16 protein-coding genes are annotated in these 16,858 nt (G+C 57.8%); 7 read left to right on the forward strand and 9 right to left on the reverse strand.

Features of this window, described 5'->3' with window-relative positions:
* Positions 1 to 66 precede the first annotated feature (66 nt).
* On the forward strand, positions 67 to 3,600 hold the full coding sequence (gene treS, locus IQ265_RS11450; protein ID WP_194053555.1) for a maltose alpha-D-glucosyltransferase: 3,534 nt from the start codon (positions 67 to 69) through the stop codon (positions 3,598 to 3,600).
* 19 nt (positions 3,601 to 3,619) lie between these two features.
* Here the strand turns inward: treS and IQ265_RS11455 are convergent, their stop codons facing one another.
* The 3 genes from IQ265_RS11455 to IQ265_RS11465 form a co-directional block, all read right to left on the reverse strand.
* Positions 3,620 to 4,234, reverse strand: coding sequence for an antibiotic biosynthesis monooxygenase (locus IQ265_RS11455; protein WP_194053558.1), 615 nt, complete (start codon positions 4,232 to 4,234; stop codon positions 3,620 to 3,622).
* 226 nt (positions 4,235 to 4,460) lie between these two features.
* A complete protein-coding gene (locus tag IQ265_RS11460; protein WP_194053560.1) occupies positions 4,461 to 6,011 on the reverse strand; it encodes a hypothetical protein in 1,551 nt (516 codons plus the stop codon).
* 59 nt (positions 6,012 to 6,070) lie between these two features.
* Positions 6,071 to 6,439, reverse strand: coding sequence for a hypothetical protein (locus tag IQ265_RS11465; protein ID WP_228037813.1), 369 nt, complete (start codon positions 6,437 to 6,439; stop codon positions 6,071 to 6,073).
* A gap of 182 nt (positions 6,440 to 6,621) precedes the next feature.
* On the opposite strand from IQ265_RS11465, the gene IQ265_RS11470 reads away from it, so the two are divergent.
* Positions 6,622 to 6,816 (forward strand): hypothetical protein, encoded by a 195-nt coding sequence (locus tag IQ265_RS11470; protein WP_194053562.1) that lies wholly within the window; start codon positions 6,622 to 6,624, stop codon positions 6,814 to 6,816.
* Positions 6,817 to 6,856: 40 nt separating this feature from the next.
* Positions 6,857 to 7,681, forward strand: coding sequence for a photosystem II manganese-stabilizing polypeptide (locus IQ265_RS11475; RefSeq protein ID WP_194053564.1), 825 nt, complete (start codon positions 6,857 to 6,859; stop codon positions 7,679 to 7,681).
* Between the two features lie 62 nt (positions 7,682 to 7,743).
* On the opposite strand, the gene IQ265_RS11480 is transcribed toward IQ265_RS11475, so the two are convergent.
* The gene (locus IQ265_RS11480; protein WP_194053566.1) at positions 7,744 to 8,457 is read right to left on the reverse strand and encodes a histidine phosphatase family protein; all 714 of its coding nucleotides are present in this window, start codon (positions 8,455 to 8,457) and stop codon (positions 7,744 to 7,746) included.
* A 124-nt stretch (positions 8,458 to 8,581) separates the two neighbouring features.
* Here IQ265_RS11480 and IQ265_RS11485 point away from each other — a divergent pair, with 124 nt between their 5' ends.
* Entirely contained in the window at positions 8,582 to 9,076 is a 495-nt protein-coding gene (locus tag IQ265_RS11485) for a hypothetical protein (protein ID WP_194053568.1), read from the forward strand.
* A gap of 108 nt (positions 9,077 to 9,184) precedes the next feature.
* Complete coding sequence (locus IQ265_RS11490; RefSeq protein WP_194053570.1) at positions 9,185 to 9,820, forward strand: Uma2 family endonuclease; 636 nt, start codon at positions 9,185 to 9,187, stop codon at positions 9,818 to 9,820.
* A gap of 84 nt (positions 9,821 to 9,904) precedes the next feature.
* Here IQ265_RS11490 and psbA read toward each other — a convergent pair whose 3' ends face one another.
* Positions 9,905 to 11,005 (reverse strand): photosystem II q(b) protein, encoded by a 1,101-nt coding sequence (psbA, locus tag IQ265_RS11495; RefSeq protein WP_194053572.1) that lies wholly within the window; start codon positions 11,003 to 11,005, stop codon positions 9,905 to 9,907.
* Between the two features lie 298 nt (positions 11,006 to 11,303).
* Here psbA and IQ265_RS11500 point away from each other — a divergent pair, with 298 nt between their 5' ends.
* On the forward strand, positions 11,304 to 11,936 hold the full coding sequence (locus IQ265_RS11500; RefSeq protein ID WP_228037814.1) for a TetR/AcrR family transcriptional regulator: 633 nt from the start codon (positions 11,304 to 11,306) through the stop codon (positions 11,934 to 11,936).
* Positions 11,937 to 12,026: 90 nt separating this feature from the next.
* On the opposite strand, the gene IQ265_RS11505 is transcribed toward IQ265_RS11500, so the two are convergent.
* The 3 genes from IQ265_RS11505 to IQ265_RS11515 form a co-directional block, all read right to left on the reverse strand.
* Positions 12,027 to 12,374 (reverse strand): ribulose bisphosphate carboxylase small subunit, encoded by a 348-nt coding sequence (locus tag IQ265_RS11505; RefSeq protein WP_106921642.1) that lies wholly within the window; start codon positions 12,372 to 12,374, stop codon positions 12,027 to 12,029.
* Positions 12,375 to 12,454: 80 nt separating this feature from the next.
* Positions 12,455 to 12,883, reverse strand: coding sequence for a chaperonin family protein RbcX (locus IQ265_RS11510; RefSeq protein ID WP_194053574.1), 429 nt, complete (start codon positions 12,881 to 12,883; stop codon positions 12,455 to 12,457).
* A gap of 188 nt (positions 12,884 to 13,071) precedes the next feature.
* Positions 13,072 to 14,502, reverse strand: coding sequence for a form I ribulose bisphosphate carboxylase large subunit (locus IQ265_RS11515; RefSeq protein ID WP_026072509.1), 1,431 nt, complete (start codon positions 14,500 to 14,502; stop codon positions 13,072 to 13,074).
* A gap of 493 nt (positions 14,503 to 14,995) precedes the next feature.
* Here IQ265_RS11515 and IQ265_RS11520 point away from each other — a divergent pair, with 493 nt between their 5' ends.
* Entirely contained in the window at positions 14,996 to 16,009 is a 1,014-nt protein-coding gene (locus IQ265_RS11520) for a two-component regulator propeller domain-containing protein (RefSeq protein WP_194053576.1), read from the forward strand.
* Positions 16,010 to 16,227: 218 nt separating this feature from the next.
* On the opposite strand, the gene IQ265_RS11525 is transcribed toward IQ265_RS11520, so the two are convergent.
* A complete protein-coding gene (locus tag IQ265_RS11525) occupies positions 16,228 to 16,764 on the reverse strand; it encodes a phycobiliprotein lyase (protein WP_194053578.1) in 537 nt (178 codons plus the stop codon).
* Positions 16,765 to 16,858 lie beyond the last annotated feature (94 nt).

Below are 16,858 nucleotides of genomic sequence, written 5' to 3' on the forward strand. Positions count from 1 at the left end.
CCGGACGATGACGCCCTTCACCATTTCCGCTAGCGTAGGGGCTGACATTGCGCGTGAAGGAAGCCATTGATTTTGAAGAATGATCCCCTGTGGTTTAAGAACGCCATTATTTACGAAGTGCCGGTGCGCGCCTTTGCCGACAGCAACGGCGATGGTATTGGCGACTTTCGGGGCCTGACCGGGAAGCTGGATTATCTTCAAGATTTAGGCGTGACGGCCATCTGGCTGCTGCCGTTCTTTCCGTCGCCGCTGCGCGATGATGGCTACGACATTGCCGACTACATGAATGTCAACCCCATCTACGGCACCCTAGACGACTTCAAGGAGCTGATGCAGGCGGCCCACCAGCGGGGCATTCGCGTCATCATCGAGCTGATTGTCAACCACACCTCCGACCAGCACCCGTGGTTTCAGCGGGCGCGGCGGGCACCCAAAGGCAGCCCCGAGCGCGATTTCTACGTCTGGAGCGACACCTACGAGAAATACCAGGAAGCCCGGATTATCTTTCAGGATTTTGAAACCTCCAACTGGACCTGGGATTCGGTAGCCAACGCCTACTTCTGGCACCGCTTTTACTCTCACCAGCCCGATTTAAACTACGACAACCCGGCGGTGGCTCAGGCCGTGTTCGACGTGATGGATTTTTGGCTGGAGATGGGGGTCGACGGCCTGCGTATGGATGCCGTGCCCTACCTCTACGAACGCGAGGGCACCAACTGCGAAAACCTGCCCGAAACCCACGCCTTTTTGAAGCAGCTGCGCCGCCACATCGACGAAAAGTTTCCCAACCGGATGCTGCTGGCCGAGGCCAACCAGTGGCCCGAAGATGCCGCCGCCTACTTCGGCGATGGCGACGAATGCCACATGAACTTTCATTTTCCGCTGATGCCGCGCCTGTTCATGGCCCTGCGCATGGAGGACAGCTTTCCGATCGCCGATATTCTGCAGCAAACGCCCGCTATTCCCGACAACTGCCAGTGGGGCCTGTTTTTGCGCAACCACGACGAACTAACCCTGGAAATGGTCACCGACGAAGACCGCGACTTTATGTATCGCGTCTACGCCCAAGACCCTGAGATGCGGGTAAACCTGGGCATTCGGCGCAGGCTAGCGCCGCTACTCGGCAACGATCGCCGCCAGATCGAGCTGCTCAACAGCCTGCTGCTGTCGCTGCCCGGCACCCCCGTGCTCTACTACGGCGATGAAATTGGCATGGGCGACAACGTCTACGTGGGCGATCGCAACGGCGTGCGCACCCCCATGCAGTGGAACTACGACCGCAATGCGGGCTTTAGCAGTGCCAGCCCCCAGCGGTTGTTTTTGCCGCTGATTGTCGAAGCCGAGTACCACTACGCCACGGTCAATGTGGAGGCCCAGCGGGCCAACCCCACCTCGCTGCTCAACGCCACCAAGCGGCTGATTGCCATGCGCAAGCACTTTCGCGCCCTGGGCAGCGGCGATTTTCAGCTTCTGCACCCCGAAAACCGCAAGGTGCTGGCCTTTACTCGCACCTACGAAGACGAGAAAATTCTGGTCGTCGCCAACCTGTCGCGCTTTGTGCAGACCGTCGAGCTTGAGCTTGGGGCATTTAAGGGGTGGGTGCCGGTCGAGATTTTTGGCCGCACCGAGTTTCCGCCCATTGACGAGCTGCCCTACTTCCTCAGCATTGGGGCCTACGCGGTCTACTGGTTTACCCTCAAGCCTCAGGCGGTGCCCCTGCCCGCCACCGATCCGCAGACCGAGCTGCCCACGCTGGTGCTCGACGGGGCGTGGCACGGGGCCTTTGCCCGGCTGCAGTCGGCCCCTACCCGGCGCTTTGCCGCGAGTTTGGAGAATTTGCTGCCCCACTATTTGGCCAACCACCGCTGGTTTGGCGGCAGAACCCGCACGGTGCAGGCGGCTCGCATTGTGGGGGCGATCGCCATTCCCTACGGCCACAGCCATGCCCAAATGGTGGAGCTGCACGTCGACTACATTCAGGGCAATCCGCAGACCTACGTGCTGTTTTTGGCCGTGGCCGAGGGCGACCAGGCGCTGCATCTGCTCTCCGAAAACCCCAGCGCGGTCGTGGCCCGCCTGAAGTTGGCCCAGAGCGACGATGTCGCCGTGCTGTTCGATGCGATCGCCGACAAGCCATTTCTAACCACTCTGCTCGACGGCATTGCGCGTCACCAAATCTACGAAAATTCTGCCGGTAGACTGGTTTCTACCACCACGGCGCTGTTTGATCAGCTCAGCGGGGGCGAACCCAGCGATGCGTCCGGTGAGCCCAGCCCACCCTTTGAACCMACCCTGATCAAAGGGGCTCACAACAACACCTCGATCGCCTACGCCAGGGCCAGCGGTGTGGCGGCCCAAAATCGCCTGATTCTCAAGCTGTTTCAAAAAGTGGATGAGGGCCAGCACCCCGACTTAGAAGTTCGCCGCTTTTTAGACGACCATCACCGCTTTACCAACATCACCTCGATCGCAGGCACCCTGATCTACCAGCGGCCCGCCACCGAGCCAATTACGATCGGTATTCTGCAGGAGTTTATCCCCGATACCCGCAGCGCCTGGGAGTACACCCTCGACCATCTGCGCGACTTCTTTGACCTCGTCGTCATGGATCAGTCCGATGTGACCGAAGCGCCCATGCCCACGGGGTCGCCCCTGGCCCTAGAGCCCAAACCCGCGGGCGACCCCACCGAGGTCTTTTTTCCGCTGCCCTACTGTCCGCTGCCCTCCCTTGAGTCTCAAATTCCGGCCTGCAAGGCGATCAACAGCTATTTGGCCAATATGCAGCTGCTGGGGCAGCGCACCGCCGAACTGCACATCGCCCTCACCGTTGATGCCGACAGCGACCCAGCCTTTGCGCCCGAGCCGTTTACCTCGCTCTACCAGCGATCGATCTATCAGTACAGCCGCAACCTGACCGGGCAGGTCTTTTTACTGCTCAAAAACCGATTGAATACGCTGCCCTCCGATACGCGATCGCTGGCCAGAGTCGTTTTAGACCAGCAGGATGTCTGTCTCCAGCGGTCTCAGGCGGTCTTAGACCAGAAAATTACCGCCCTGCGAATTCGCTGCCACAACGATTACCATCTCGAACAGGTGCTCTACACGGGCAAAGACTTCTTTATCATCGACTTTGAGGGCGACCCGGCACGCAGTCTCAACGAGCGCCGCATGAAGCGATCGCCCCTGCGAGACGTAGCGGGCATGCTGCAATCGTTTTACTACGCCGTCAACATCGCCCTTGACGATGAGATCGAAAGCGGCATCAGCCAGCCCGAACAGCGGCATCAACTGCAGCGATGGGCCGAGTTTTGGTATCGCTGGGTCAGCACGACGTTTATCAAAGCCTATTTAGGCACAGCCTCTCGCGATGGCTTTTTACCCCAGACCCAGCAAGAGCTAGAGGTGCTGCTCGACAACTACCTGATCGAGCAGGCCATCTACACACTGGGCCGAGAGCTGGTTGAGCGATCGACCCACATAAACATTCCCCTGCGGCGTATTCTGCATCTTCTGGCGATCGACCCAGAGGAGGTTTTGCCAAGTCCTGAAGCTCTAGAGGAGGATGTTTCGTCAAGCTCCAAACCGCTAAGCAATGCTTAGCCTTAGAGAGCCGTACGTCCTAACTGTTCTGGCGATGGCTATACGGGCGCGATCGCCGCGCTTTGGGGTAGAGCCAAAACGCCAGCCCCTTGCTCAACCACGGCAGGACGGGGTAGGTCAGCAAGGCCGAGACAAACACTACCGAAATAAGCAGAGCCAGCAACGGCGGCAGCCCTGCCAGCAGCGGTCCCAGCAGTCCGTTAGCCAATAAAATCAGTGGATAAACCGCCAGTACCCCCAGCACCACCTGCTTGTAGTAGGGCGGACTGGGCAGGGGCGATCGCCTCCCAAATTGAGCCTGGGGCAGTGTAAACCACAGTTCTAACCCGCTGGGCAACTGCTGCTGCGATCGGGCCGCAATCAACCCGTAGGATTGCTCTATCCAGTCGCGGTAGGTAGGCGAGATCAGCCAGCGGCGCAGGTGTTCGTAGGTTTCAAACTTCACAATCACCACGTACTCGGGATGGTCATGGTCGCGGGGACGAATGACGTCAACCCCCACAAAACCAGCAAAGGTACGGGCATCGCGGTTGATTCCCTTCGCCCAGGCTTCGTAGGCGGGTACTTTGCTGGGGTCAACGACCTCTGAAATTACCAGCGTTACCGGACCAGACTGCAGCTGAGTCGCTTCCATAGGACCAAGCCAATGCGTCACACAGAAACCTCAAGAGTATAGAACATCAAGGGTTTGCGCCATTTGCTCAGCTCAGCTTTTTATGGGTCGGCCTATCCCCTAGGGCGTATCATCAATTCTGGCCAAAACCCTTAGCCCATTAGCGCTGCCACGCCCGACCCAAAGAACAGGCTAGGGGCTGTGACCGTTGATTCCTGGGCTATCAGCCCTTAATTGATGACAGCCCCTAGAGAGAGCAGAACTTTCGCACCCGGTCAAACTCAGGGTCTTGCCACGAGTAGGCAAAGTGGCTGACCGAGGTAATGGCTGGAGCCGCCCGCCGTAGGGCTTCCATTTGGGTTTCGAGGGCGGGGCGGTTGTAGGTCGCCTGTCCCCAAATACCCGCCAGCGCTGGGGTCACGGTGGGAGAGGTGCCGCTGGGTATCATCGACTGCACGCGGCGCACGCCGTCTAAGATGCAGCCCGTTTGGCCGCACACCGCATAGGCCATTGGGTGCCAGGTCATCCAGGTGGGAAAGCGCTCCCAGTACTGCAGGCGTGAGTCGTAGCCGCCTGTTCCCACCGTCTGGTTACCCTCTGGGAAAAACACCGCTCCAGGCTGAATGCCCGTGCGCCGGGCCTGCTCCCCAGCCTGCTCGACAAAATCAACCACACCCTGTACGGCGTGGGCGACGCTTAACTGCCACAGTTCGGCCTGAAGTCGGGGCCGCAGGCTGGCCGGGGTGGGCGGTGCCTGGCCGGGCTGCAGGGGTGGCGACGGGGTGCGGCTCTGCCAGAGGGGTTCTGGCTCACTGGGGTAAAGGTCGCGCACGTCTTGAATATCGCGATCGACCAGGTGCCCCCGGCTAATGTAGCGCCGCATCAGCTCTTGCCCCTGCTGGTTGGCCGCCCGGCGCAAAAAAGCGTCGCGCGAGGCCTGGCCGTAGATCCACAGGTCGTCGACGCTATCCACTACCGAGTTGGGGCCAACACCACGGGGGTAGCGCACGTAGTCAAACAGAATGCCGTCGGGCTGTCGGCGCAGCACCGCCCCCAGCATGCGGCTGTAGTCGTCTTTGGCCTGGGTATTATACGGATCGACGAAGACTTCGTCGGGGTTGCTAGAGGCCCCAGCTTTTGCATAGGTATAGGTGGTCTGGCCGCGACCGTTGAGGGCTAGCACCTGCTCGCGATCGGCTCTTAGCCCATAGGAATAGCCAAAGTTGAGCGCAAACACCCAGGCGTCGACCTTAAGCCCCCGCTGGCGACCCTTCTCTAGGGCCTCAGCAAACAGATCGCGGCGCTCGAAGCCAGGGGTTTGCACCACCGAAGGCCACACCGTAGGGTTGTCGGCCTGGGGCAGCAGCACCTGACCGCCGTAGAAGACTTCGACATAAACCTCGTTGTAGCCCAGGTTGACGACGCGATCGAACAGGGCGTCTAAAATGCCGGGCTGCAAATCGCAGGGGTACAGGCGCAGCCACACCGCCTGCTTTTGGGGCCAGGTGCGGCTGCGGCACTGGTTCAACGCTTCGGTGTGCTGACGCACCATGGTCTGGTACTGCTGCTGAGCCGTCGCATCGCCTTCGAGCGCGGCCTTGCGCAGATTCTCTTTGGCCAGGGCATCGGCCTGGGTGACCTGGCAGTAGGCATTGAGGGCCAGAGCGCGGCTTCCACCCAGGGGAATAACGCCTAACCCCGCCAGCCCGGTCAGCAGGGCCAGTCCCTGCAGAAGCAGGGGTTTGGTTAGTCGCCGGAGTGAACCAGGAAGCCGAGCTGGAGACAAATAGCTGACCATAGGTAATGGAAACCTTGCGGTATCGACGTTTAGGGTAACGTTTGAGACGAAAAAACGCTCTACTTTTCTTCCCCCGGAAACCGATCTTCTTCGATAGTGGGTACGGTAGCTGGAAAAAGCGTATCAAAATCTAGGTCAGGAACGTTAGCGAGCAGGGCCTGGAGCTTCATGCGCTGAATGTAGGGCCAGCCGCCGCTGACTTCGATATCCCTGAGCAACGCGTAGAGGTGTTGGCGGTTGTCGGGCAGGGCATCGCGAAAGAGCGTCTCGCAAATGTCTCGGTGCTGCTGCTCTAGCAGCCGCAGCAGCGCCAAAAGGTTGAGCGTCTGACCTCGGCGAGCTAGGGCGGCCCGATCGATCGATTGTGACAAGGCTTTGAGGTCTTCTGATAGACATTCACGGCGATCGCCAAGCGGGTAGTCGGTCATGGGGCTAGGCCAAACTTCTGTTAAATAGCTTAATGTTAGCTGTCAAGCCGTAAAAGCCGCGTCAGTTTTTTGTAAAGCCCGCCCCGTCTACGATTTGTGCCCGGACTGAGCCGCTTGGGCTTGTCAATGCCAGGGGTTTCTAAATCTTAGGAAAGAGGCGCAGAGCCATGTAGAATGCTTACTTGAGGCTTTACTCGGCTGAGGGCAGGCCCAGCATTGTTGCCGGGCTTCAGGAGCAAATTACTCCCGCCGCTCGCAATGGTCATTGGCGCAGCCTCTCCGGAGGAGTTAGACCAGCCCCTAGGGGCGATCGCGCCAGGGCTATTCTGGCCAGCGTCATGAGCCCAGAGCCAACGGCTGTCGCATTATTTGAGTAGTTTGACAGCGCCTTTTACATACTAATTTTTGAGGTAGACCATGAGGTATCGCGCCCTCTTAGTTGCATTCTTGGCCATCTGCCTGAGTGTACTGACAGCCTGTAGCGAAGCGCCCAGTGCCACCAGTAGTGTGCCCCTGACCTACGACCAAATCCGCAATACGGGCCTGGCTAACAAGTGCCCACAGCTTTCTGAAATGACCCGGGGCAGCATTGCCCTGGAAGACGGCAAAACCTATCAGTTGGTGGGCATGTGCATCGAGCCCACGGCTTACTTCGTCAAAGGAGAAGCCTCAAAGCGCCAAGATGCCACCTACATTCCTGGCAAGGTGCTGACTCGCTACACCTCCAGCCTCGACCAGGTGCGCGGCGATCTGACCCTGCAATCCGACGGCAGTCTGCTGTTCTCTGAAACCGGCGGCATGGATTTCCAGGCCATTACCGTGCAGCTTCCCGGTGGTCAGCAAGAGCCTTTCTTGTTCACGGTTAAGGGGCTGGCTGCTCAGTCACAACCTGGTCAAAACGCTCTGACCACCTCCACCGACTTTGAGGGCGATTATACAGTGCCCTCCTACCGCACCTCCAACTTCCTGGATCCTAAGGGTCGCGGTCTGGCTACGGGTTATGACACGGCGGTGGCTCTGCCCGCCAGCGGCGACAGCGAAGAGTATGTTAAGGAGAATACCAAAGCCTTTGACGTGGGCCAGGGCCATATTTCTCTACGCGTTTCTAAGATTGACGGCAACTCCGGCGAAATTGGCGGCACCTTTGAGGCCGAGCAGCCCTCTGACACCGACATGGGCACGGCTGAACCCGTAGACATCAAGGTACAGGGCGTCTTCTACGCTCGCCTTGAAGAGGCCTAAGCCTAGCGTTGATCTAAACCCCTAAACGTTTTAACCGGGAAGGAGCCTAGCTCCTTCCTTTTTTATTGCCCCGCATCCAGCAGGCCCACCTGCGCTAGATCCCCCACCTCGTTCAGCGCCATCACTACCGCCTGACCAGACCCCGGCACCACTCCGGTTAGCGCAGTGATATTTACCTGGTGAGTCACCATCACCAGCACGCCCTGGTTGGGCTGGTTGCGCACATACGCCTGCACCTGTGCGGTTTGTGATGCGGCGGTGCTGCGATCGCGAAAAAATGAGTTCAGCGGCGGGTAGGGTTCCACTGGCCCTAAATCCATCAGTTCAGCGGTTTCTAGACAGCGACACCACTGGCTAGAGAGCACCTGCGCCACCGCAATATTGCGCTGCCGAAAGGCGGCCCCAATCTGCTGCGCCTGCGATCGCCCCACCGCCGACAGGTTGCGCTGGGTAGCGCAGTCGTCTAACCGAAAGTTGGCCGGGTCACCCGTACCGGGGGCGATCGCATGGCGCAGCAGCACCACATAAAGCTGCTCATCAGCCCGCTGCAGGTGGTCCCACAGGGTGACCGGGGCTGAACGAGGCGCTGCGGGGCTGAGGGCTAAGTCGGCTGGAGCGGCCTGGGTCAGGGTCGGCAACGCCAGGGCTGGTGCTATTGGTATCAGGGCATTGCGATCGCGCTGGCTTGCGGAGCACCCAGTTAGCGCCAGGCCCAGCAGCCCCGCTCTCCACCACAGCGACCAGGGGAGGGGCTTGTTCTTTAGAGGCCTGAGCATGGCAAGCAAGACTGATCTAGATCACACCCCTACCTTACCAACATCACCCTCCGCAGAGGGGGCTATCACCACGCGCATCAGCCCTGTGGGGGATATTACTTATGTCGCGTGAAAACCCCTCGTCATGGCTTCTTCCCCCCTCCGCTCTAATCAGCCCGCAACCCTCACTTGGGGAAACCACATTCGAACCAACCTGTGCCGCTTAGCCACCGCCGCCGCCGCTGTGATTGGGCTTTCGGCGATGGCTAGCGGCGCGTCGGGCAGCACCCCCGGTCTGCCCGATGGCACTTACCTCTACGGTGAGTCGCCGGTGGCCAATACGGTTGGGTCAGTTTACTTTGTGTTTGAAGCCAGGGAAGGCCGCTTGAGCGGAGCGTTGTACCAGCCTTCTTCTTCCTTCGACTGCGTGCGCGGCACCGTGGCCAATGGCGCTCTCAACTTAGTGATCACCGACGCCTATGACCAAAGCGAATCGCCCTACTCGGTAGCCCTGGTAGGAGACGCTGCCGTAGCCAGCACCAGCGGCGGTAGCGCGCCAGCCCAGCTAGAGGGCATGTATGCGATCGCCACCCTCTCAGAGCTAGACCAACAGCTGCTGGCCGCCTGTAATCCTAGCTAGGCTGGCCGGAGGTAGAATCAGGTTAAAAGCAGGGCGATCGCGAAAGAGAAGCTGCTCTGACATTTTGCGATCGCACACATCCTCTAAGAATACCTAGGGGGCAAACCAATGGTTCAGGCGCTATCTCAGCCATACATGAGCCTGCAGGAGTTTTTGACCTGGCTGCCAGAAACCGGGCGCTACGAGCTGCACGATGGAATAGTCGTTGAAATGCAGCCAACTGGGGCACATGTTCGCGAAGCGTCTCCGCAGGAGAAACAGGTAGTGGGATTACTAAACCGTAAGCTCAATGTGCTGATTGACCAAGAGAACCTTAACTATTTCATTCCCAATACAGTGCTGGTTCAGCCATTGGGTTTTGAGAGCAGTTACAAACCGGATGTGTTGCTTGTTGATAGTGCTGCGCTAGCGCAAGAACCGCTGTGGAAGCGAGAATCGGTGATTACTCTAGCCAGTTCGGTTAAGCTTTTGGTGGAAGTTGTCTCCACTAACTGGCCCGATGACTATGCCCGCAAGTTTGAAGACTACGAAGCTATGGGCGTTCCCGAGTACTGGATTGTCGATTACCTAGGCTTAGGCGGACGGCGCTACATCGGCAACCCCAAACAACCCACGATTACCGTTTGCCGCTGGGTGGATGGCGTCTACGAAACCCGGCTTTTTCGGCAAGGAGACACTTTAGTCTCGCCAGGATTTGCAAGTTTGCGACTGACGACCGATCAGATCTTTGCAGCAGGGCAGTAGTTACAGGATCTCCTAGACAAAAAGCCGCTGCGAGCGATCGCAGCGGCTGCTCTATATAAGTACCAAGGACCAAGGCCAAACGCTCTAGCTCACCAGTTCGGGGGCAACTAGCGCCACCGGAGTCGCCTCACCCTCTGCCGCCAGATCGAGCGGAAAGTTGTGGGCATTGCGCTCGTGCATCACCTCCATACCGAGATTGGCCCGGTTAATCACATCGGCCCAGGTGCCAATCACCCGACCCTGAGCATCGAGAATTGACTGGTTAAAGTTAAACCCGTTGAGGTTAAACGCCATGGTGCTAATGCCCAGGGCTGTAAACCAAATGCCTACTACCGGCCAGGCGGCCATGAAGAAGTGCAGGCTACGGCTGTTAGCATTCACACCAAGCAGAATCTCATTGGTGCGCCCCACCAGGCGGCCAAAGTAGCCGTGGGCAGCCACAATGTTGTAGGTTTCCTCTTCCTGGCCAAACTTATAGCCATAGTTTTGCGATTCGTTTTCGGTGGTCTCTCGCACCAGGGTTGAGGTTACCAGCGAGCCGTGCATGGCCGAGATCAGCGCCCCGCCAAACACCCCGGCGACCCCCAGCATGTGGAAGGGGTGCATCAAAATATTGTGCTCCGCCTGAAACACCAGCATGAAGTTGAAGGTGCCCGAAATACCCAAAGGCATTCCATCCGAGAAAGAACCCTGACCAATGGGATAGACCAAAAACACGGCGGTCGCGGCGGCCACCGGAGCAGAGTAGGCCACGCAGATCCAGGGGCGCATACCTAAGCGGTAGCTCAACTCCCACTCGCGACCCATGTAGCAAAACACGCCAATCAAAAAGTGAAAAATCACCAGCTGGTAGGGGCCGCCGTTGTACAGCCACTCGTCAAGAGAGGCTGCCTCCCAAATGGGGTAAAAATGTAGACCAATGGCATTGGAGGACGGCACCACAGCACCAGAAATGATGTTGTTGCCGTACATTAGCGAGCCCGCCACAGGCTCCCGAATGCCGTCGGTATCTACCGGGGGCGCGGCAATAAAGGCAATCACAAAACAAGTGGTTGCAGCCAGCAGAGTAGGCAGCATCAGCACGCCAAACCAACCCACGTAAAGTCGGTTCTCGGTGCTGACAACCCAGTTGCAAAACTGCTCCCACAGGCTGGCGCTAGAGCGCCCCTGCAGGATAGTTGTCATAGTATTTAAAACACAAAAAACAGCAAGAGTAGCCGTCAGCAAGCGCGTTACAGACTATGGCGTCTCCTGACTTCGGAGAAGCAGCATTTAAGCTATAAAACGCTGACTAGGCCAGATTGGCCAGAAGATTCTTAACTGACCAACCTGTTAGTTAGCTTAGCGCCCGCATTGACTCGTGTCAACAATTAACTAACCTGTTAGTTAACAAGTTTTTTTGGTATGCTTGCTGCAAAGGCGGCTGTGCCCCAATTTGGCGCTGTATGCTAGACGGGTAGATTGGTGTAACACCCGAATACCCTTGGCTGCGAAAGTTAATCGACCCCTCCGGCAAACCCGCGACGCCGAAGCTACTAAGACCGAAATCTTGGATGCTGCGGAGGAAGAGTTTGCCAAATTTGGCTTTAGCGGAGCCAAGACCGAGGCGATCGCGGCCAAAACCGGCGTAACCAAAGCCATGATCTACTATCACTTTGGCAGCAAAGAAGAACTCTACAAAGCCGTCATTCAGCGGCCCGCCGAAGATTTTGTCAACGCCTTTGGCGACCTGGAACTGGAGACTATGCCGCCCGAGGAAGCGTTGAAAACGGTAATCAAGGTGGCGATCGCCCACGAGATCAGCCATCCTCACTACGGCCGCGTACTGCTGCACGAAGCGATGCAGAATCAGGGCCAGTACTTTAAGCTGACCGGCTGGGTTAACCCCATCAATCGCGTAGTCGCGGTGGTAGAGCGCGGCATCCAGGCAGGCGTCTTTCGTTCGGTAGACCCCTGGTTAGCCGTCAACCACACGATGGGAATTTGCACGTTCTATTTCAATGCCCAGGCCAATATGCGCAACGTACAGCCTGAGTTTGAATGGTTTACACCAGAGGCAATTGAGCGTTTTACCGAATCGGCGATCGCTATGGTGCTAGCCGGTTTAAAGGCCTAACTCAACCTGGCAGACCTCCAAAACACAAAGGGCGGAGAGGATATCCTCTCCGCCCTTTGTCTCGTTGTCTAACCCCTTAGAGGCAAGACTTTAGTAGCGGTAGCCGCTGCTGCTAGCGCCTGGCTTGTGCACGATAAAACTAGCGATCTGGCACTGCTTAACGTTGTCAAAGCCCACTACGCGAATGTAGCAGTTCGAGTACTCAGAACGGCAGGCCTGCACTTCGCTTAGCACTTCCTGGGTAGAAGTAGCGTTGAACAGGGGCAGCTTCCACATGGTCCAGTAGTACTCCTCGGGGTTCGAGGCTTCGTTAAATTCTACAGCGGGGAAATAGCCCTGCTTGAGAATGTAGGCAATTTGCCGCTCGATCTGGGCATCGGTGAGCGGGGGCAGGTAGGACATCGTCTCAAAACGACGCTCTTTAGGCAGAGTTTTCATAGATCCTCGTTAGGTTAACTAGGGTGCGATCGGCTGACGCCGTGAACAAATAAATGAGCAACAGAGTTGAGGTCAATCGCCTACTCAGGGGAGGGGTCAGCGTCAGCCGTAGATTCTCGCGGGACATCAGCGTCCTCAACTAATTCTGAATCTACGGCGTGGTCAGCATCTCCGAGCTGAGTCAGGCGCTCTAAATGCTGGCGGCGGTGTTCCATATTGGCCTGCTGAATACTGGTGACGACCATTTCGGGCAAAAACTCGCAGATACCCTCCGCGATGTGCTGCCGCACGGTCATCACCCGAATGGCCAGATCTGGACTTTCGGCCAGTAGAGCACTCAGGTAGGCTTCGCCATCCTGAAGCGCCTCCTTGGTCGAAAACGCATTCAGCCAATAGGCGCGAGCGGGGTTGGTTTCCTTCAGCTGGTTCAGCACCGTTTTCACGGCCTGAAAGGTCAGGTAGCTAGTGAGCACCTTAGCGGTGTCTTTAGCCGTTTGCTTAAGGTCCATTGGTGTCTCTCGAACGATTGACGTAGACCCCGCCGCGAGGGAGGTTGGTAGCCCTGATCTAAGCCCGAACGGTATGAAGATTCGGTAACTTGTGCAGCATTCCCAAGGAATTTTGAGACCCTGCAAATTGGTGAACTGACCAACGCGCCCGAAGCCGCCCAGCGGGTACCGCAGTACCCACTAGCCATTTAGATGGTGTCAACGGTGTCGAACTCGAACTTGATTTCCTTCCACAGTTCGCAGGCCGCGGCCAGTTCGGGCGACCACTTGCAGGCTTCGCGGATGATGTCGCCACCTTCGCGGGCCAGGTCGCGGCCTTCGTTACGGGCCTGAACGCAGGCCTCAAGAGCCACGCGGTTAGCGGTAGCACCAGGCGCGTTACCCCAGGGGTGGCCCAGAGTACCACCACCAAACTGCAGCACGGAGTCGTCGCCGAAGATTTCAACCAGTGCGGGCATGTGCCACACGTGGATACCACCGGAGGCTACGGCCATGACGCCGCCCATGGAAGCCCAGTCTTGGGTGAAGTAGATACCGCGAGACTTGTCTTGCTCGATGTAGTTTTCGCGCAGCAGGTCAACGAAGCCCAGGGTACCGGCGCGATCGCCCTCTAGCTTGCCCACGACGGTACCAGTGTGAATGTGGTCACCACCGGACATGCGCAGACACTTAGCCAGCACGCGGAAGTGAATACCGTGGTTCTTCTGGCGGTCGATTACCGCGTGCATGGCGCGGTGAATGTGCAGCAGCACACCGTTGTCGCGGCACCAGTGAGCCAGGCTGGTGTTGGCGGTAAAGCCGCCAGTCAAGAAGTCGTGCATGATGATGGGCATGTCGAGTTCTTTGGCGTACTCGGCCCGCTTGATCATCTCTTCGCAGGTGGCGGCGGTGACGTTCAGGTAGTGACCCTTGATCTCGCCGGTTTCAGCCTGGGACTTGTGGATAGCGTCGGCCACAAACAGGAAGCGATCGCGCCAGCGCTGGAAGGGCTGGGAGTTGATGTTCTCGTCATCTTTGGTGAAGTCGAGACCACCGCGCAGGCACTCGTACACGGCGCGGCCGTAGTTCTTCGCCGACAGACCCAGCTTGGGCTTAATGGTGCAGCCCAGCAAGGGACGACCGTACTTGTTGAGGCGATCGCGCTCTACCTGAATACCGTGGGGAGGCCCTTGGAAGGTCTTTAGGTAGGCTACGGGAATGCGCAGGTCTTCGAGACGCAGGGCGCGCAGAGCCTTAAAACCAAACACGTTACCCACCAGGGAGGTCAGCAGGTTGGTGACCGAGCCTTCCTCAAACAGGTCGAGGGGGTAGGCCACGTAGCAAATGTACTGGTTGTCTTCGCCGGGCACGGGCTCGATGTCGTAGCAGCGACCCTTGTACCGATCCATGTCGGTCAGTAGGTCGGTCCACACCGTGGTCCAGGTACCGGTAGACGATTCTGCGGCCACAGCAGCAGCACACTCCTCGGGAGGCACGCCAGGCTGGGGGGTCATCCGGAACGCCGCCAGGATGTCCGTATCTTTAGGTGTGTAGTCCGGAGTGTAGTAGGTCAGTTTGTAGTCCTTAACCCCGGCGCTGTAGCCAGCTTTTGATTGAGTCGTTGTCTGAGAGTAAGACATGTCTCCCTTTCCTCGTGAATCTAAGAAATCCCTCAAGCGAACCCCTGCAGCCCAGCCGCACACAAACAAGCTTCCTTAACGAAGGAAGCCCTTGCTCAGCCTAAGCCCCGGTCAGTCCACGCCAATTCGAGCCGATAGAAGATACCAAAAGCGACTACCAAAACAGCTGTTCCGCAAGCGCTTTAGGTATCCTTCATTACCTTATGGTTAGCATACTATCAGCGATTGGATAAGTTTAATTTTGGAAGATCTGTATACATTCATAACTCAAAGTTATGAATGAAAGTGAACCAAGGTGTGGGTTTCTCAAGTTCCTTGAAGCAGGCCGCCAATTGGCCCCCAGGGATGCTGGTTAACAAAATTGGCTCAGAGACTCCAACCCCAGCGATTGTCGATATACTGTAACGCTTGAGATGCTCGAAAGCGCCCTAGAGCGTTTGGGGGCAATCCATTCGGGGCTGCTGCACGCCACCGCAAACCGTGGGGAGAGAATATGTTAAGCCTGCTGGTTCTATCGTCGTTAACGCTGTCGCTAGGGAATTTTCATCCCCTACCTTCTAGCCCCTACCCGTTCCCCYTCTCCGCTCAACCCGCCACTCTGGCCCAGGCCCCCATTGCCAACGACTACCGCGTTACCGCCCTCCAGCCCGATTTTACGGGCGATCTCTGGGTGGGTTCCTGGGCGGGGCTTTCCCGCATCAATCCTGAGACGGGGCGCATACTACAGCGGGTTAGAATGCCAAGCCGCACCCTCGAAGCCCTAGCCCAGGACCGGGTCGGGCGGATCTGGGTCGGCACCTTCGACGGCCTGGTGCGTGTCGACCCCCGCACAAATGCAATTACAGCCCAAAACTTCACGCTGCCCTCCAACCGGGTGCTGTCGCTCTTGATTGACAGCCGCGGCTTTCTTTGGGCCGGTACCGATCGCGGCCTGGTGATGATCAGCCCCGATCGCGGCCTGCTCATGACTACCGTGCGAGACCTGCCCGGCGTGAGCGCTAACGCCCTGGCCCTCGACGGCAACAATAATCTCTGGGTCGGTACCCTCGATGGCCTAGTGCAGATCAATACCGCCAGCGCTTTCCCCATTCGTGAGGTCGGTAACCTGCCGGGCGGCGCGGTGCAGTCGCTCACCCTTGGTCCCGAGGGCAATCTATGGGTTGGCACAGCCAGCAGCTTGTTGGTTGTCGATCCGGTGCGGTCTGAGCTGGTGCGATCGGTTGGCCCGATGCGGGGCCGCAGTGTGCAAACCGTCGAGTTTGACCGCACTGGCAACGTCTGGGTGGGCACCACCAGCGGCTTGTTTAAGCTCAAGCCCGACAGCGGTGAGCTGCTGGGCCAGGTGCCTTCGCTACCCTCGGGGCAGGTTTTGGCGCTTTCGCCCAACACTGGCAACAAAATCTGGGCCGGTACCACGCAGGGCCTGGGCTGGGTCAGTCTAACCACAGGCGAAGGCAACCTCCACTGGGGCTTAGTAAGCCCCACCGTGGTCGAAGCCCTGCGCTAGACAACGGTTGCGTGTTGCAAAGTCTATTAGGTTAGGACAGATTTGAGGCAGGGGCACTGCAGTGCAATGCCCCTACCGGAAGGTTCTGCCTATCAACGTGGTTTGACTCAATGAGACCAACAGACCTGCCCTCAGGAACCGGGTCTCTTGTTCAGTAGCTAACGTTTGGCGCTAGCCAAAGAAGAAACCAGTTTCTTAGTCGCGCTAGATTCGGCGCGCTAGACCCGAGTTTCTAAGTACTGACCGATCATGATTTCTTCCCCAGCGCGGGAGATGACGGTCTGGCGGGTACGGTAGCGCTGGCCGATCAGCCGCAGCTCTTCCTCAAAACTGGAGTCGTTGTACTGGGTTTTGAGCACCAGAGTGCGGTTGTCGTTGAAGTGGTACTGGGCGGTGACGGGCTTAGACGTGGCAAACCCGCGATCGCGGTACAGGGTCGTGCCCCGCACCCCAAAAATAGTGCTACCCTTCACCGGCTTTTTGCCGGTGCCCACGTAGTCGCTCTCCCAAGTGACGGTCGTGCCGCAGATCAGAGGTTTGGCAGGGTCTAGCTGGTGCATTTGAGCCAGTTCGATTAGCTGGGGTGCGCCAGCCTCTAAAAATGCGATCGTGATCTGACTAACTACTTCCTGAGTTTCGCCACTTTTGAGCGTGTAGTAGCGACGTTCCGAGCGCCAGTCTCCGGCAGTGTCTTGAAAGAAAGCCTGGACCAGAGGTTCAGCTAAAATGCGGGCAGTATCAGCGGAGAAGGGCATAATCACTCATCCAGGCAAGGGGCACAAGGTGACAGAAGTCAATCCGATAAAATGGATTTGTTAATTTTCTTAATCCAATTTCTACATCATAGTC

Origin of the sequence: Nodosilinea sp. LEGE 06152 (assembly GCF_015207525.1) — a bacterium.
Lineage (GTDB): Bacteria > Cyanobacteriota > Cyanobacteriia > Phormidesmidales > Phormidesmidaceae > Nodosilinea.

Excerpts from the sequence above, each read along its gene's own strand:
- IQ265_RS11455 (WP_194053558.1), bottom strand. The coding sequence starts at position 4,234 with ATGGAAGCGACTCAGCTGCAGTCTGGTCCGGTAACGCTGGTAATTTCA.
- IQ265_RS11460 (WP_194053560.1), bottom strand. The coding sequence starts at position 6,011 with ATGGTCAGCTATTTGTCTCCAGCTCGGCTTCCTGGTTCACTCCGGCGA.
- IQ265_RS11465 (WP_228037813.1), bottom strand. The coding sequence starts at position 6,439 with ATGACCGACTACCCGCTTGGCGATCGCCGTGAATGTCTATCAGAAGAC.
- IQ265_RS11475 (WP_194053564.1), top strand. The coding sequence starts at position 6,857 with ATGAGGTATCGCGCCCTCTTAGTTGCATTCTTGGCCATCTGCCTGAGT.
- IQ265_RS11480 (WP_194053566.1), bottom strand. The coding sequence starts at position 8,457 with ATGCTCAGGCCTCTAAAGAACAAGCCCCTCCCCTGGTCGCTGTGGTGG.
- IQ265_RS11485 (WP_194053568.1), top strand. The coding sequence starts at position 8,582 with ATGGCTTCTTCCCCCCTCCGCTCTAATCAGCCCGCAACCCTCACTTGG.
- IQ265_RS11490 (WP_194053570.1), top strand. The coding sequence starts at position 9,185 with ATGGTTCAGGCGCTATCTCAGCCATACATGAGCCTGCAGGAGTTTTTG.
- psbA (WP_194053572.1), bottom strand. The coding sequence starts at position 11,005 with ATGACAACTATCCTGCAGGGGCGCTCTAGCGCCAGCCTGTGGGAGCAG.
- IQ265_RS11505 (WP_106921642.1), bottom strand. The coding sequence starts at position 12,374 with ATGAAAACTCTGCCTAAAGAGCGTCGTTTTGAGACGATGTCCTACCTG.
- IQ265_RS11510 (WP_194053574.1), bottom strand. The coding sequence starts at position 12,883 with ATGGACCTTAAGCAAACGGCTAAAGACACCGCTAAGGTGCTCACTAGC.
- IQ265_RS11515 (WP_026072509.1), bottom strand. The coding sequence starts at position 14,502 with ATGTCTTACTCTCAGACAACGACTCAATCAAAAGCTGGCTACAGCGCC.
- IQ265_RS11525 (WP_194053578.1), bottom strand. The coding sequence starts at position 16,764 with ATGCCCTTCTCCGCTGATACTGCCCGCATTTTAGCTGAACCTCTGGTC.